Source organism: Anaerovirgula multivorans (assembly GCF_900188145.1).
Taxonomy (GTDB): Bacteria; Bacillota; Clostridia; order Peptostreptococcales; family Natronincolaceae; genus Anaerovirgula; species Anaerovirgula multivorans.
On the sequence record NZ_FZOJ01000009.1, the window covers coordinates 113,180 to 129,495 of the forward strand.

Below are 16,316 nucleotides of genomic sequence, written 5' to 3' on the forward strand. Positions count from 1 at the left end.
ATAGGCACTGTATCAAAATATAATTTTAAAGATGGAAGGAGTTTTGTATGTTTTCAAAAATAAATTTGTTTTTTATCGTTGTAGGGTTAGTAGGAATCCTTGTGATGGGGTGTACTTCTGGAGACGGTGGTTTAACCAATAATCTAGGTGAACTAGGTGATAAAGTAGCTACTGTTAATGGGGTAGATATTGGTATAGAGGTGTTTCAAGATAGTGTTGAAAGAATGCTTTTAAATTATGAACAACAAGGATTTGATTTAGAAGAAGAAGGAGAAGCATTCTTAGAACAAATACAACAGCAAGCTATCAATAGCTTAGTTCAAGAAGAAGTACTGCTACAGTCAGCGGGGCAAAAGGGGTATGAAGCTCCAGAGGAAATGGTAGAAGAAGAGTTTGCACAAGTAAAAGGGCAGTTTCAGACGGAAGAAGAGTTTCAAGCAGCCCTAGAAGCCAGCGGATTTACAGAGAATGAATTCAAAACAGCACTGGCTAATGACATAAAAATTACACAGTTTATAGATGGTGAAATAGAAGAAGTACTTGTAGAAGAAGATGAAGTGAAGGAAATGTATGAACAATATAAGGAGTCATTAGAGACACAGTTGGAGGAGACAGAAGAAGCTCAAGAAATCCCAACCTTTGAGGAAGTAAAAAATCAGTTAGAAGCGGAAATTAAACAAGGGAAAGAGCAAGAGCAAGTAGGACAGATAGTAGAAAGATTAATGGAAAACAGTGAAATTGAAATATTTATATAAAAAATAGGGGTTGTAGGGGATGAAATCCCCTGCCCGCCTTCAGGAAGGTGCTCAGACAGCTTTGCTGTCGTCGAAAGAAACCTAGCGTTTCCTAGCGAAAGCATCGAAGATGTTTTTTTTAGATGAGCCAATTGAATGGGATAACTTTAACACAGGAATAGATTCAATATCCTGAGTCGTTTATTACATGTAGGTTTTGAACTATGCCCAGCTGATGTCCCATGGGAAAAAATCTCTGTATTTTTTAAGTATAGAAGCAATACGCTATTGTAAATAGTACAACGATAATGATAATATTCCTATACAAGTAAAGAATATCCCTGCAATAATAGAGTTTCCTTTTTAAAAGGCTACTTTCTGTACGGAATCCATTAATGAGTAATATGATTGCAAATAAAATCAAAGTATTGAGCCATACGAAATGCAACTATTCTTTTTCTATTTTATCTTGTTTAAAAATCCTCTTATACTATCGTTATAATCTATTCTTATTCTTCTTAAATCATACATGCCTTGTGACTTATTGGCTTTGCCATGAGTTGTTCTTACTGCTGTTTTATAACCTAAATCTTTCAATGTTTGTTTTGCGTAAGGGGTAACACCTCCTATTGGATAACAAAAATGGCTTATTTCTGAACCTATTACTTTTTCTAGATATTCTTTTGACTCCTTATATTCTTTAGCTATTCTTGCATTGTTACTATATCTTGCATCAATATGGGTAACTGTATGACTACCTATTTCCATTCCTTCTTCATACATTTCCTTTAATCTATTTGAAGTTCTTATATGATCTACATCAACCATAGAACTTATAATATAAAATGTTCCGGTCATACCCCTTTTATTTAATTCTACTGACGAAAAATTATAATGAGATATATAACCATCATCAAATGTCAATACTATTGGTTTTGGTGGTATTGGCACATTATTTTCCCAATGATTATATAACTGATCCATTGTTATTGTATTATATCCTTCTTCTTTTAATGCATCTAACTGCTTTATAAAATTATCTTGACTTACATATAAACCTGTTGGACCATCTGTTGGTAATGTGTTTATTTCATGATACATTAATACTGGAATATGATTTCTTGCTATATATTCAGGTCTTTCTGGAATAATAGGGTTAGATAATTTGTATATTATTTCCGTTGCTTCTTTTCTTGTTAATTCTTTGTTCGGAAATAGATTACCATTAGAATCTGAGTGCAGTATCCCCTCACTATACATCTTTAATATGTTTAAATTTGCTGTGTCATTAATTTCATATCTATAGTATAGATAGCTGTCATATGTTAATTCTACTTCTTCTACTAAAATATCAGCCAACGCTTTTGTGGTTATTACTTTAGAACTGGGGGAATATTTTCCTAATAGTGTATAAATAAAGTTTTCTGTCGATAACATGGATTCATCATATAGGTCTATTAAATCCGGCATGCTTAAGGGTTCTTTTCTCACTTCATTGAACCATACATCAATTAAATAAGCCATCTCACCCCTAGTTATTTCTAATTTTGACATTTTTTCTTCTATTTCATTTAAACCTTTCAGTGCATGTATTACTTCTTCTGTTGTTACATTTTCTTCTGATTTGAATTCATAAGGAGACTTTGTTTTCATTAGTCCTTCTTGTAACACCAACGTTATATACATATAAGCCCAATGATTTTCATGAACATCATTTAATTGGAAATTTTCATTCTCAGCTTCTTTTATATCTAACATTTTTGCTGAAATTACAGCTAATTCTCCTCTTGTTACAGGTTTATTTGGATCAAATATTTCATCTGTAAATCCTTGCATGATTCCTGCATTTGCTACTCTGTAAATACTATCATAATGGGGATTTGTATCTTGGGAATGAACATCTGCAAATTTATTGAATTGGTCTACTACTTCTTCTACTTCTGCTATTTCTTCTTCTATTACTTCTACTTCTTGTGCTAACGCATTATCAATTACTGTTGACAATATTATGGATACTATTAATAAAGCTAACAATAGCTTGCTTAACACTCTAAAATTCATATCCATTCCTTCTTTCTACGTATATAGTATTAGTATTTCTAAGAAACCTTTTTGTTTAGTCTTTTGTATAAATTACTATTTCTTTATAAACATATATATTAAATAATTTTAAAAAAATACAATATTTATTCTGTAAATGTGGGCATAAAAAAAACTCCACCTTATTAAAAGGCAGAGACTATTTTACGTTTATGATATTATTCAATCCAGGAAAAGACTCTGAAGGGATTTAGTATATTTTTATTCGTATGAGTTGACCATTATTTCTATAGTTTCTTCAAGAGATAAAGTATAAGGATCTAGTTCAAATAAGCCTCCCATTGTTTGGCGTGCACTTTCAGCCAATGAAGGAATTTCTTCCTTTTTGATACCATATTGGGACATTTTAAGATTGAATACATCGCAGTCTTTTTGAAGTTTTACTAAGGCTTTAACAAAAGACATAGGACGTTCCTCCTGTGGAAGTAAGTCTACATCAACACCCATGGCTTTTGCCATAGCTTCAAATCGCTTAGGCACTTTAGAGGAAAAGAATGTGTAATAGGCTTCTGATAGCATGATAAGTCCAGCACCATGTGGAAGATCAGGGTAATAGGCACTAAGTGCATGTTCCATTGAATGCTCTGAGGTACAACTTGATGTGGCTTCTACGAAGCCGGAAAGCGTATTGGCTAGAGCTACCTGAGTACGGGCTTCAATATGATTGCCATCTTTAACGCATGTAGGCAAATATTTAGCTATTAACTCAATACTTTTTAAAGCGTACGCGTCACTGATTGGTGTTGCTATATTTGCAATATAACCCTCTGCGGCATGGAAAAGTGCGTCAAAACCTTGATAAGCTGTGAGATGTTTGGGTACTGTCAACATAAGCTCTGGATCAACTACTGATAGTACAGGAAATGTATATGTATTACCAAAGCCGATTTTTTCATTGGTTTCTTCTTTGGTAATAACGGTCCAAGGGTCAGCTTCTGTACCAGTTCCAGCTGTGGTAGTTATGGCTACTATAGGAAGTGCAGGGTTTGGTACAGGCATCCCCTTTCCAGTTCCCCCACTGATATAGTCCCAATAATCCCCAGGATTTTTTGCCATAACAGCAATGCTCTTTGCTGAGTCAATACTACTGCCACCCCCTAGACCAATTACAAAATCACAATCTTCTTTCTGTGCAAGGACTGCTCCTTCCATAACGTGAGATTTAATAGGGTTAGGCAAGATTTTGTCAAAGATAACATGCTCTATACTCTTACTGTGTAAAATTTCTACGACACGATTTAAATAGCCATTCCTTACCATGGAACCACCAGCAGAAATAACGATTAAGGCTTTTTTACCAGGGAGAGTTTCTTTAGCAAGCTCCTTTAGTTTTCCTGGGCCAAATAAAATTTTTGTTGGTACATGGTAGTTAAAAATCATAAAAATACCTCCTTGATGTTAATAGGTTTATTAGAATCATTACTTATAGTATAATATTTTTATATATTTTAACAAGAATGCACTTTTTTGATACATAGTACCATGGAGGATACTATAGGATAGGAGTTGGAGGATGCTTATGACTAAGAAAAATAAGAAACCAAAAGAAGCAACATGTGAAATTGAAGTAGCTTTTGATATTATAGGAGGTAAATGGAAACCTATCATCTTATGGTTTCTTGGAGAGTTTGGCACCCTAAGATTTGGACAGCTTCAACAGTTAATGCCAGATATAACTCATAGAATCTTAACTAAACAATTAAGAGAGCTTGAAACACACTGTTTGATACAAAGAAAGACATATCCAGAGGTGCCACCAAGGGTTGAATATACAATTACCGATAATGGAAGAGCGGTTTTGCCTATTCTGGATATGATGTGTGGATGGGCTGATAGAAACGATTATTTTGGATATAGCATAAAATATAATTTATGCCAACAAGGCATACAGAAAAAGTTGCTGGTAAATGATCATGATAATATGGACTGAGACATATATAGTTAAGGAAGTAAATTAAGAAAGATAGATTGCTAAGAGGCAGTCTATTTTGTTTAGAAAGAAGGGGCAATAGGAGGTTAAATTTTTTTGGAAAGGGGGAAATGATTGTGGCACAAAAATCAAATAGCGTCTATGCGAGTATTTTTGTAATCATGACTATTCTAACAGTATTATTTCTTGGTAGATGTTCAGCCACGAATGAAAAAACGGATAAAGAAGAAAACTCTGATATGACAACAGTACTGCCTCCTATAAAAATGGTACTGCCTGATGATTCTTATTTATTCTTGCCTTTAGAAGATATAGGCTTCCAATTGGTTTTTACAGAAGAAGTTGATCCGGATGTTGTGGAATCAGCAGTTTCTTTTGAACCAGAATTAGATTTTACAGTTCAAAATACCAAGGGTCAGTATGTAAAGGAGGTTCACCTGCGACTTCAGGAAAAACTGCAATCTCAAACCAAATACACACTGCGAATTAAAGACGTAGAAAATGAAGTTACTGGTAAGTCCGAGACAATTCAGCTTACTTACCACACGGAATTCCAGGGCGACAAACAAATTGCTGACCTGCAGTGGTCTCATGATGGGAAAGAAATACTTTATCTGGTTCGATCGGAGAGGAGCGATACTGCAGAGCTCTGGAAGGTGAGTGTCAAGGATGGAAATGAACAATTAGTGGCTACTGAGGTTGCTTGGCCGGGTAGGGCTAGCTGGTCACCCGATGATAGTACTATCTTGTATACAAAAATGATTGCTTTGCCAGATAAGAATTATTCTATTCCAGAAGTTCGTTCGGTGAAAAAGAGAGGCCGAGAGGAAAATATAATTGTCTCTGCCGAGGACCTAAAGGAGATTACTTACGATGATTATCCAGTTAATGTGTATTCTTGGTGGTCACCTGATGGGAAAAAGATTGCCCTGCAGCTTGACATGGCAGGAGAGGATGCCCATTCGGATTTACCTAGGTTTATGGCAACGGTCGACAGTGACGGTAAAGATCTTCAAAAGATAGAAGGGGAGATCTTTGTAGGCTGGCAAAAAGCTAACAAACTAATGGCTTTAAAAACCCACAAGAGTTATAATCATAGTCGTTCCTACCGATATGATTTATTTCTTGTCCAAGTAAATGAGAAGGAACTAATACAACTTTTATTAGGAGAAGGGCAGATATCTAATCTTGATAGATTTAGCCAATCATCGGATCTTGAAATCCTAGCAACTAGCCACTGGAAAAGTCTTAATGTGGTAAATTCATTTAAAATGGAAGGAACGGAAATTTTTCTTTACAATATAGAGCAAAACTTTCGTGTACCTATAAGCATGGATAGCGGTTATCAAAAACATCCCGATGTAGACATAAGTGGAGAGCGGGTTGCTTTTACATCTAATAAAGAAGGAAGCTGGGATATATACCTCTGGGAGAATGGTACAATCACACAGATCACCACTGGCCCAGCTCATGAATTATATCCTGCATGGTCGCCCAAAGGGGATAAACTAGCTTTCATTTCCACTCGCAGCGGCAAGGAAGAAATCTGGCTTTTAGAACTTTCTTCGGGTAACCTAGAACACTTAATTGGGCTGGAGTAAGTAAAGTAATGAAGGCATAAAGAATACTATTTTAAAATAGATAGTTGTAGGTCATACAAGAAGAAGATAATTCAGTCTTTTTCTTTTTTTATGAACACTTATAGGTTTGGAATCTGGGTTAATAAATTTCTTTTTCTATTGATTTGATGGTCTATAGATAGAGTAGCACAAAAGTCTAGTAAGTATTATTGATTTTTAAAGATTATTTAGCAAACACGAACATTAAACAAATTAGAACTATAAATAAAACGTAAAAAAACATATTATATAAAAAAAACATCAAAAATAGTTCGCATTTTCTTGATTGAAGTGTTATAATAGTTTTATCAAAATATGGTGGCATTTGTCTAAAGTAAATTAAGGCAAGCCAAAACACAGGAGGGAAAATAATGAAAAAAGATAATACTGTCTATAGCATCGATGGAATTCCATCGTTAGGAAGTGCAATTCCGTTGGGGTTACAACACGTTTTAGCAATGTTTGCAGGTAATGTTACCCCATTGATTATTATTGCCAATGCCTTGGGTTTACCGATTGAAGAAAGAACCTTCTTAATTCAAGCAGCAATGTTTGTGGCAGGAATTACAACACTAATTCAACTCTATCCAATTGGACCAATTGGAGCAAGATTACCGATAGTACAAGGGACAAGCTTTGGATTTTTACCGACTTGCTTGGCAATTTCAGCTAAGTATGGCTTAGCAGGTGTTTTAGGTGCTTCTTTTGTCGGCGGGTTTGTTGAGATGTTCTTAGGCGTCTTTCTAAAGCCTTTAAGAAAGTATTTTCCTCCTGTTGTAACAGGAACAGTATTGCTATCAATCGGGTTGTCATTGCTACCTACAGGAATCAAGTATTTTGCAGGAGGGGCAGGAACACCAGATTTTGGATCTTTTTCAAATTTAATGCTAGGTACAATTGTACTTGCAACAATATTATTCTTCAAACAATTTACTAAAGGGATTACTAGTATGTCATCCATATTAATTGGTTTGATGGTGGGGTATATTGTAGCTATACCTATGGGAAAAGTAGATTTTGCAGCAGTAGGGTCAGCTGGATGGATAGCCTTTCCAACACCTCTTAGGTATGGTATGACTTTTCGAATGGATGCAATTATAGCAATGCTATTGATGTACATTGTAACAGCGGTTGAAACAGTTGGAGATATCTCTGGAATTACAATTGGTGGAGCAAATCGAGAGGCCACAGATAAAGAGTTGGCGGGAGGTGTTATGGCGGATGGACTTGGTAGTTCTATTGCTGCTGTTTTCAACGTATTACCTAATACATCCTTCAGTCAAAATGTTGGTATCGTGGCATTGACAGGAATCATGAATCGTTTTGTAGTAGCAGTAGGTGCAGTATTCTTAATCGCTGCAGGATTATTTCCAAAAGTGGGAGCAGTTGTTGCAATTATGCCGCAAAGTGTGCTTGGTGGAGCAGCTATCGTTATGTTTGCCATGATAGCAATCAGTGGAATTAACTTAATTACTAAGGATTCATTAGAGGGAAAAAACAGTATTATTGTTGCTGTTGCTATGGGTCTTGGGTTTGGATTAGGCTCAGTTCCTGAGGCGTTAGTGAACTTACCTGAAACATTAAAGTTGATTTTTGGAGGTTCAGGCATCGTAGTTACAGGATTAATTGCTATATTTTTGAATATTATTCTGCCAGAAGATCAAGAAGAAACAAAAGCTGTTTTACAGAATAAGGCTGTATAAGTAACATTGATCCTAGAATAATAAATAGGAATCCAGCATGAGATGACTTGCTTCTGGTAAGTCTCAGAATTATGCTGGATTTTTCAATGAAATAGAATGAAATTGTGAAGATGATTGAATAAAAAGCAGATCTTTTTCGAGGAGGAGTTGGAGTGTTTACAATACAGCATTATGTTCAGCCTGAAACATTGGAGGAAGCATATCAGTTTTTAACAGCTAAGAGGAATAACGTAATATTAGGTGGCTGTGCCTTTTTAAAAATGAGCAAGAAGAAAATTGGCACTGCAATTGATCTTTCAAAGCTGCAATTGGATTTTATTCATGATAAGGGAGATGTCATTGAGATAGGAGCAATGGCGACTTTTCGTTCACTGGAAGTAAATCCTTATTTAAATCAATATTTCAATGGTATTATACCAAAATCTATAAAAAGCATCTTGGGTGTACAGTTTAGAAATGTTGTTACCATAGGAGGAACTGTTTATTCGCGATATGGGTTTTCTGATTTGATTACAGCATTACTGGCGTTAGACGTTGATATAGAATTATATCATGGAGGGATCATGCCATTAGAAACCTTCTTGAAAAATGGTTCATCAAAGGATATTTTAGTAAAGGTGATTTTACACAAAAACAATCGGATTGCCTCCTATCAGATGATGAGAAATTCTGTTGCGGATTATCCTATTCTGAATGTAGCAGTTTCTAAAAAAGGCGATGACTGGAAAATTGTTATTGGGGCAAGACCAAGGAGAGCAGAAATTGCAGTAAAGGCATCAGAATATTTAACCAATAATGAAGTCAATGAAACAATGATTAAGCAAGCGACCAATATAGCGATGGAGGAGTTGGACTTCGGTACCAATATGAGGGGACAGAAAACTTACCGTCAGGCAATTGCTGTTCCTTTAGTGAAGCGAGGAATAATGGAGGTTTTAAAATGAAAATAGAAGCTACGATTAACAATAAAAAGATTCAAATGGAAGTAGCGAATGATGAGTTTCTAGTAGATGCCCTAAGACGATATGGTTATTCCAGTGTGAAGAGGGGCTGTGATACAGGTTGTTGTGGGTTATGTACTGTTTGGATAAATGAAAGGCCTACCCTTTCCTGTTCTACGTTGGCCCCTACTGTTCAGGGGAAACAGATTACCACCATAGAAGGATTACAGGAGGAGGCTAAGGAATTTGCCTCATTTCTAGTTAAAGAGGGAGCAGAACAATGTGGCTTCTGCAGTCCTGGATTTGTGATGACAGTATTGGCAATGAAGAGGGAGTTAGAGAAACCCACTGAAGAGGAAATCCAACACTACCTAGTGGGAAACCTTTGTCGTTGTACTGGCTATGCAGGACAACTAAGGGCGATTAAAAAGTATTTGGAGGTCTAACATAATGAAATTTGTCAATCAACCAATTGAAAAAATAGACGGAATGGATGTTGCAACAGGAAAACCGGTGTATACTGATGATCTTGTCATGACTAATGCATTAATCGTAAAAATTCTCCGAAGTCCCCATGCCTTTGCTGAAATTAAATCTATTGACGTCTCGAGGGCAGAAGACTTACCAGGGGTGGAGTGTGTTTTAACCTATAAGGATGTACCTAATGTTCGATTTACTATGGCAGGGCAGTCTTACCCAGAGCCCTCCCCTTATGATCGATTAATCCTTGATAAGATTCTGAGATATGTAGGAGATGAGGTGGCCATCGTTGCAGCTGTGGACGAAAAAACAGCCAATAAGGCACTGAAACTAATTAAGGTGGAATATGAGGTGATGGAGCCGGTTCTAGACTTTGAAGAAGCGATTGGCCATTCAACAGTAATTCATCCAGAGGATAATTTGCACATCAATTTTGATATCGGCTTTAATCAGCATAAAAATATAGCCTCTTCAACAATCATTGAAGCAGGAAATATTGAAGAAGCTTTTGATGAATGCACTCATATTGTAGAAGAAACCTACTATATACAGGCGCAGTCCCATGCCATGATGGAGACCTATCGAGCTTTTAGCTATCTAGATCTGAATGAGAGACTTTCTGTAGTAAGTTCTACCCAGATTCCCTTTCATGTTCGAAGGATACTGGCAAGGGCCCTACAAATACCTGCCAGTAAGATTAGGGTCATTAAACCAAGGATTGGTGGAGGGTTTGGAGGAAAGCAAACAGCTTCAGTAGAAGTATTTCCTGCTATTGTGACACTAAAAACAGGAAAACCGGCAAAGATCATTTATGACCGTAAAGAAAGCTTTAGCTGTACGACTAGCCGTCATGCAATGCGGATTAAGGTAAAGCTGGGAGCAGACAGAGATGGTAGAATTCGAGGAATTGATATGGAGGGTCTTGCTGATACTGGAGCCTATGGAGAACATGCCCCTACTGTATTTAGTGTGACAGGATATAAAACACTTCCATTGTATAATCAGGCTAAGGCAGTACGCTATCGTGCCCATGCTGTCTACACAAATAAAATGACTGCAGGGGCCTTTAGAGGATATGGTGTAACGCAAGGAACCTTTGCCCTTGAATGTGCCATCAATCAGTTGGCAGGGAAATTGAACATGGATCCAGCTAAATTAAGGGAAATCAACATGATTAGAGAGGGAGAGAGTAGCCCTGTACTAGGTAAAAAGGATGATGGTACACCTATTAAGATGGAAAGCTGTGCCTTAGACCGCTGTGTTAAAAAAGGCAAAGCGTTAATCGAATGGGATCGAAAATTTCCAAGCTATGAGGTAAGTGACACAAAGGTAAGAGGGCTAGGTATGGCAATTACCATGCAGGGATCTGGGATTGCAAAAATAGACACAGCTTCTACAATCATTAAGCTAAACGATGATGGTTTTTTCACCTTATTATTAGGTTCTACAGATATGGGTACAGGAAGTGATACGATACTAGCACAAATGGCAGCCGAGGTATTGGAGATACCAATGGATAAGATTATTGTCCATGCAGTGGATACAGATATTTCGCCTTTTGATACGGGCTCCTACGCTTCCAGCACAACCTATGTCACAGGAAATGCTGTAATAAAAGCAGCGGAGAATATAAAAGAACAAATCATAGAATATGGCGCTAGATTTCTGAATCAATCTATGGAGGCTGTAGAATTTGATGGTGGTTATGTGAAGGAAATCGATGGAAGCAATAGAATTTCTCTAGATGAAATCGCACAACGGGTTGTATCTGGAGAAGGTAAAAGCCAATTAATCGGCCATGGCAGCTTCGGAGGGGATACTAGCCCAGCGCCGTTTATCGCAGGTTTTGCAGAGGTAGAGATCGATAAGGAAACAGGTAAAATTGACTTAATTGACTATGTTGCAGTAATAGACTGTGGAACCGTAATTAATCCTAACTTAGCTACAATTCAGGCGGAGGGTGGCTTGGTGCAGGGGATTGGTATGGCGATGTTTGAGGATGTTGTCTATAGTAGTAAAGGTAAGTTGCAGACAAATACCTTAATGCAGTATAAAATACCTTGCCGTAAGGATATTGGTAAATTGACAGTAGAATTTGAATCCAGCTTTGAACCATCGGGTCCATTCGGGGCAAAATCCATTGGCGAAGTGGTTGTTAATACACCCCCTGCTGCTATTGCTCATGCGGTATATAATGCAGTAGGAGTAAATGCAAGAAATCTACCAATCACCCCAGAAAAGGTCTTAATGGGGATGCTGGAGAATAAGAAATCATAAGACAAAGTGATAGAGAATAACTAGCAGAATTTTGTTACGCTAGTATTCTCTATTTTTTCACAAAATTATATTTTACTTTTCTTCAGAGTCTAAAACAGCTTGGCTGTTGTCAATACTTGGGATAGACAGAAAAAACTATGATTAGCCTCTAAAAAATTATTATTCTTGATGTTATATAATATCAAAAGGAGAAAAGGAGAGAATATGATGGACGTTATTGAAAGAAATTTACATTATTTCATTGATAAGCATAAGGAAATCTATGAAGCCTATGAGAATTACGGATATAAGCTGCATGAAAAGGGAGGTCCTTTGGATGAAAAAACACGGTGGCTGATTAAGGTGGCTATCTCGGCTTCATGCCAGTATGAATTTGCCCTTAGAACCCATATCCGAAAGGCCTATCGCTGTGGCTGTACTCTAGAAGAAATAGAACATGCGATTATGTTAGTGGCTCCCACTGGAGGCTTTCCTAAAATGATGGAGGCGTTGTTAGTGCTTAGAGATGAAAATTGGCCACCTAATTCCCTACCTTTTGGGAATCAATAAAGTATGATTTTATTGCTGATAAACAAATGCTAGTTGTCTGTTAATATGATTGAAGTAGATTGCTAAATAGGCAATCTATTTTGTTTTATAGAGGATTTGTAATATATAGAATATGCTATAATGAAGAAATAAGGTAGAAGCTTTCTAGAAAGCGCTAAGGTTCAATATAGATAATAAAAATGAGAGGAAAGCATTAATTTATCAAAATAGAAAAGATAGATTAAATATGGCAAATAAGTACGGATAACAAAAATCCAAGTATTTGGGTTTGTGGCAAGAAAAGAAGAAGTTTTAGATAGGGATATAGATTTTCTTGTTAAATTTCAAGAAGAACGCACTTTATTGCACTTAATTACTTTTAAAAATCAATTAGAAGAGTTTGTAAAAATGGGAGTAAAACATATAATAGCAGATTATTATGTGTAACCCTTCATAATGGGGAGAATAAATTAATAGAAAATCAGGTTGCTGTGATATGCAATCTGTGCTATAATGCATTGTACAAGTAAATAAGACAGTTCGAAACCATCCTGTCTATAAACAAAACTATGGACCAATTAAGTATTTATTAGTAAATTTGTATTTATAGGGTCGATGGACCTTTTTTTAGTTTATACAGATTTTAAGATGCTGCAGTAAATTATACCTAATACTTAACAAGGACAAGTTTATGGGCAAAGTAAGCCCTTTTTATTTTGCTCAAAATGACAGGGAAAACTATACTAGGAGGCCATTCTATGAAAATTAATTCAAATTTAGAAAAGAATTCGTCAAGAAGTAAAAGTATTTCTTCAGTTAATAAACTTACAATTTCGGGAATTGTCATAGCATTATATATAGCAATTATGTTCTTTACACAGGGTTTTGCCTTTGGTCAATTCCAAGTAAGGATAGCAACATCATTATATGCATTAACTGCAATTTATCCTTTTTTGATTATCCCTATGGGTATTAGTAATTTTTTAAGTAATACATTAATGGGAGGTTTAGGACTGCTTGACATGATGGGTGGTTTATTTGTTGGGATAGTAACCTCTACTTCAGTGTACCTTATTAAAAAATACAGACTTAATGATTGGCTGATAGCACTTCCAATAATATTTGGTCCTGGGCTTATTGTACCCATATGGTTATCCTATTTAATCAATGTACCTTATAAAATATTAGCGGTTAGCATTGTTATAGGACAAATTTTTCCTGGAATAGTTGGCGTAGTATTAGTAAAGCAATTAAGAAACAAGGTAAAATAAGTTAAATTGTAGAGTTATTAAAAACAATTATGATGATAAGATACAAAATAGCATATGGAGGTTTTATTATGGAAGGTAGAAATGAAAAAGAACTACAAGAGGTTACTTTGCTGGGAAATCAAGGTGTTAAATACAATTATGACTATGACCCTGCAGTACTAGAAAGCTTTGTCAATAAGCATCCAGAGAATGATTACTTTGTAAAATTCAATTGTCCTGAATTCACCAGTCTTTGTCCAAAGACAGGGCAACCTGATTTTGCTACCATCTATATCTCTTATGTACCAGATAATCTACTTGTTGAAAGCAAGTCGCTAAAACTTTACCTATTAAGCTTTAGAAACCATGGGGATTTCCATGAAGATTGTGTAAATATTATTATGAAAGACTTGATAAAGCTTATGGATCCTAAATATATAGAAGTATGGGGAAAGTTTACTCCAAGAGGAGGAATTTCAATCGATCCTTATTGTAATTATGGAAAAGAAGGAACTAAATGGGAAGGCATGGCTGAGAAAAGATTATTGTGGCATGATATGTATCCAGAGAAAATAGATAATAGATAATTATATTTAACTTGTAATAAAGAAAAACAGATTGCTGAGAGGATAGTCTTTGTTGTTTTTACAGAACATTTATAACGTACAAAATATAGTATAATAGATAAATATAATATAATCTTTTTAGAAAACGGTGAAAATTTAATGAAGGATTTATTAGATAAAATAGATGAAAAGAAAAATTTGCTAGATAGCAAAAGATCGCGCTCTCCCTATGCATTTACTTAAGGGGGGATAATTATGGACAAAAGAATTAAAGATTTATACTGTTGGAGCGCATTAATAGGCTTAGTAATGGGGCTTACCTTCTTTTAAATATGACAAAGGTACTATATATTGTACAAAAGCAAATGAAATTAACAGAAAAGAATTTAGCAGAAAAGAATTTAGCAGGATTTACTTTGACTTATTCTGGAATGATAGATATTTGAAGAAAGGGAACAATTTATTTCAAACAAATTTTTAAGTAATAAATTTTGTAACAGCATATTTTACATTCTCCTTCACTCTAATTAGTGCTACCAGCTTACTGTAGAAAACTATTGCTGGTAGTACTAATTTTTTATGCAATATTAACTACTTGTTTATTACAAATCTGCACCTATACAAATACAATTTCATAAGAAATAATTATAATTCCATATCCTCCCTCATAAATTATAAGGATAGCACTATGTCTTGAGGGGGAGTGGATGTGCATAGACGAATTATACAAATAAGTATTGTAATCCTTTTCGTAGGTATTCTCACTTTAGGAAGTATCATCTTCTTATATAATCAAAATTATTTTGCTAAGGTAGGAACAATATCTGATAAATATGGCAGTAAATATTTTGTAGAGTATATTCAGTGGGAATATAAAATGATTGAAGAAAATCCTGATTATGATGATTTAAAAATATTAATAGACATATCGGAAAAGAGGCTATATTTACTGAATGGAAATGAGCTAATCAAAAAGTACCCTATTGCCAGTGGGAGATCAGGGCATCCCTCTCCCCTAGGAGCTTGGAAGGTAGTTGGAAAGGCTAGGTGGGGAGGGGGCTTTGGTACTAGATGGATGGGTTTGAATGTACCCTGGGGCAGATTTGGAATACACGGTACCAATAAACCTGAGAGCATTGGATATAATGCCTCTGCTGGATGCATTCGTATGAACAACAGCGATGTAGAGGATCTGTATAAGTACGTAAAGAATGGAACATCAGTAGCCATCGTTAATGGCCTTCACGGACCCTTTGGTTATGGTCTAAAAACCATCAAACCGGGAGATTTTGGTGCAGATGTTATGGAGATTCAGAGGAGACTTCGAGTATTCGGATATTACAATACAGAATACTTGGATGGCAAATACGGTCCTATGATGGAGCAGGCTTTATATAATTTTCAAAAAGACCGTGGTATTCCTAAAAATCCCCATATAGGATGGGAAACCTTTAAGGCTCTTGGTGTGGTTATTATGGATTAATAATTAATAAAGGATTTTTCAAGGAAATGTAGAATATAAAATATATAATATAGTTATAAAAGAACTTTGAGTTCCCAATGCACATATACATAAAAAAGGGTATGCTCATCACAATGTATATTGAAAAACAAAAGATAGCAGCCATCTTTTGTGACGAAGCACTATATCAACCATAAAAGGAGGAAAAGAAATGCTTATAACGGATATAATGAGAAAAAAGCTGATTACAGTAAACCCACAGGATACTATTGAAAAGGCTTTAAAGGTTATGGTTGAGAAGCAAATAAATGGTACTCCAGTGGTGGATGAAGAAGGTAATCTAAAAGGCATGATTGTAAAAGCGGATATCTATAGATTTTTGATGGATCCAGGACATTATGAAAGCTGTCCAGTAGATTGGGTAATGACAAAAGATGTGGTTACTGCCCAAAAAGATCAAGATATTATTTCACTAGCAAAGCGTTTGAGAGAAAATAATATTATAGCTATTCCTGTGACAGAAGATAATAAAGTTATAGGAATTATTACAATTGAAGATGTCATAGACTACTTAATTGAAAATACGATATAAAAGATAAGACCTGCTATAGAAAAAATAGCAGGTCTTATCTTTTGCAAATCCAATAACGGTCAACTTTCTATTATAAGACAAACATCATTTCTGTTTTTTATCATACTATGATATAGAATATCAATTTTATGGGT

General features: G+C 35.5%; 15 protein-coding genes. 13 read left to right on the forward strand and 2 right to left on the reverse strand.

Annotation, left to right across the window (positions count from 1 at the left end):
- The first annotated feature begins 47 nt into the window (after positions 1-47).
- Positions 48-755, forward strand: a complete 708-nt coding sequence (locus CHB72_RS11375) for a SurA N-terminal domain-containing protein (RefSeq protein ID WP_089282994.1) — start codon at positions 48-50, stop codon at positions 753-755.
- Positions 756-1,193: 438 nt separating this feature from the next.
- Here CHB72_RS11375 and CHB72_RS11380 read toward each other — a convergent pair whose 3' ends face one another.
- Together CHB72_RS11380 and CHB72_RS11385 are read right to left on the reverse strand one after the other, a co-directional pair.
- Positions 1,194-2,795: a polysaccharide deacetylase family protein gene (locus CHB72_RS11380; protein WP_207652543.1), complete on the reverse strand. Its 1,602-nt coding sequence runs from the start codon at positions 2,793-2,795 to the stop codon at positions 1,194-1,196.
- A 240-nt stretch (positions 2,796-3,035) separates the two neighbouring features.
- On the reverse strand, positions 3,036-4,214 hold the full coding sequence (locus CHB72_RS11385; RefSeq protein WP_089282996.1) for an iron-containing alcohol dehydrogenase: 1,179 nt from the start codon (positions 4,212-4,214) through the stop codon (positions 3,036-3,038).
- 139 nt (positions 4,215-4,353) lie between these two features.
- On the opposite strand from CHB72_RS11385, the gene CHB72_RS11390 reads away from it, so the two are divergent.
- The 12 genes from CHB72_RS11390 (at position 4,354) to CHB72_RS11440 (ending at position 16,182) form a co-directional block, all read left to right on the forward strand.
- Positions 4,354-4,764: a winged helix-turn-helix transcriptional regulator gene (locus CHB72_RS11390; RefSeq protein ID WP_089282997.1), complete on the forward strand. Its 411-nt coding sequence runs from the start codon at positions 4,354-4,356 to the stop codon at positions 4,762-4,764.
- A 116-nt stretch (positions 4,765-4,880) separates the two neighbouring features.
- A complete protein-coding gene (locus CHB72_RS11395; protein WP_207652545.1) occupies positions 4,881-6,365 on the forward strand; it encodes a TolB-like translocation protein in 1,485 nt (494 codons plus the stop codon).
- A 389-nt stretch (positions 6,366-6,754) separates the two neighbouring features.
- A complete protein-coding gene (locus tag CHB72_RS11400; RefSeq protein WP_089282999.1) occupies positions 6,755-8,086 on the forward strand; it encodes a uracil-xanthine permease family protein in 1,332 nt (443 codons plus the stop codon).
- Positions 8,087-8,238: 152 nt separating this feature from the next.
- A complete protein-coding gene (locus tag CHB72_RS11405; protein WP_089283000.1) occupies positions 8,239-9,030 on the forward strand; it encodes an FAD binding domain-containing protein in 792 nt (263 codons plus the stop codon).
- Complete coding sequence (locus CHB72_RS11410; protein ID WP_089283001.1) at positions 9,027-9,473, forward strand: (2Fe-2S)-binding protein; 447 nt, start codon at positions 9,027-9,029, stop codon at positions 9,471-9,473. Before CHB72_RS11405 ends, CHB72_RS11410 begins: the two co-directional genes overlap by 4 nt.
- A gap of 4 nt (positions 9,474-9,477) precedes the next feature.
- Positions 9,478-11,784 (forward strand): xanthine dehydrogenase family protein molybdopterin-binding subunit, encoded by a 2,307-nt coding sequence (locus CHB72_RS11415; protein WP_089283002.1) that lies wholly within the window; start codon positions 9,478-9,480, stop codon positions 11,782-11,784.
- A gap of 207 nt (positions 11,785-11,991) precedes the next feature.
- Positions 11,992-12,333 (forward strand): carboxymuconolactone decarboxylase family protein, encoded by a 342-nt coding sequence (locus CHB72_RS11420; protein WP_089283003.1) that lies wholly within the window; start codon positions 11,992-11,994, stop codon positions 12,331-12,333.
- Between the two features lie 270 nt (positions 12,334-12,603).
- The gene (locus CHB72_RS26535; protein ID WP_176431330.1) at positions 12,604-12,759 is read left to right on the forward strand and encodes a hypothetical protein; all 156 of its coding nucleotides are present in this window, start codon (positions 12,604-12,606) and stop codon (positions 12,757-12,759) included.
- A 311-nt stretch (positions 12,760-13,070) separates the two neighbouring features.
- Positions 13,071-13,583, forward strand: coding sequence for a QueT transporter family protein (locus CHB72_RS11425; RefSeq protein ID WP_089283004.1), 513 nt, complete (start codon positions 13,071-13,073; stop codon positions 13,581-13,583).
- 68 nt (positions 13,584-13,651) lie between these two features.
- A complete protein-coding gene (queF, locus tag CHB72_RS11430) occupies positions 13,652-14,149 on the forward strand; it encodes a preQ(1) synthase (protein ID WP_089283005.1) in 498 nt (165 codons plus the stop codon).
- A 688-nt stretch (positions 14,150-14,837) separates the two neighbouring features.
- Positions 14,838-15,611 carry a L,D-transpeptidase family protein gene (locus CHB72_RS11435; protein ID WP_242975105.1) on the forward strand — a complete coding sequence of 258 codons (774 nt, stop codon included), beginning with the start codon at positions 14,838-14,840 and terminating at the stop codon, positions 15,609-15,611.
- 190 nt (positions 15,612-15,801) lie between these two features.
- On the forward strand, positions 15,802-16,182 hold the full coding sequence (locus tag CHB72_RS11440; protein WP_089283006.1) for a CBS domain-containing protein: 381 nt from the start codon (positions 15,802-15,804) through the stop codon (positions 16,180-16,182).
- The last annotated feature ends 134 nt before the right edge of the window (positions 16,183-16,316 follow it).

Coding starts and splice junctions, on each gene's coding strand:
- CHB72_RS11375 (WP_089282994.1), top strand. CDS start 48: ATGTTTTCAAAAATAAATTTGTTTTTTATCGTTGTAGGGTTAGTAGGA.
- CHB72_RS11380 (WP_207652543.1), bottom strand. CDS start 2,795: ATGAATTTTAGAGTGTTAAGCAAGCTATTGTTAGCTTTATTAATAGTA.
- CHB72_RS11385 (WP_089282996.1), bottom strand. CDS start 4,214: ATGATTTTTAACTACCATGTACCAACAAAAATTTTATTTGGCCCAGGA.
- CHB72_RS11390 (WP_089282997.1), top strand. CDS start 4,354: ATGACTAAGAAAAATAAGAAACCAAAAGAAGCAACATGTGAAATTGAA.
- CHB72_RS11400 (WP_089282999.1), top strand. CDS start 6,755: ATGAAAAAAGATAATACTGTCTATAGCATCGATGGAATTCCATCGTTA.
- CHB72_RS11410 (WP_089283001.1), top strand. CDS start 9,027: ATGAAAATAGAAGCTACGATTAACAATAAAAAGATTCAAATGGAAGTA.
- CHB72_RS11415 (WP_089283002.1), top strand. CDS start 9,478: ATGAAATTTGTCAATCAACCAATTGAAAAAATAGACGGAATGGATGTT.
- CHB72_RS11420 (WP_089283003.1), top strand. CDS start 11,992: ATGGACGTTATTGAAAGAAATTTACATTATTTCATTGATAAGCATAAG.
- CHB72_RS11425 (WP_089283004.1), top strand. CDS start 13,071: ATGAAAATTAATTCAAATTTAGAAAAGAATTCGTCAAGAAGTAAAAGT.
- queF (WP_089283005.1), top strand. CDS start 13,652: ATGGAAGGTAGAAATGAAAAAGAACTACAAGAGGTTACTTTGCTGGGA.
- CHB72_RS11440 (WP_089283006.1), top strand. CDS start 15,802: ATGCTTATAACGGATATAATGAGAAAAAAGCTGATTACAGTAAACCCA.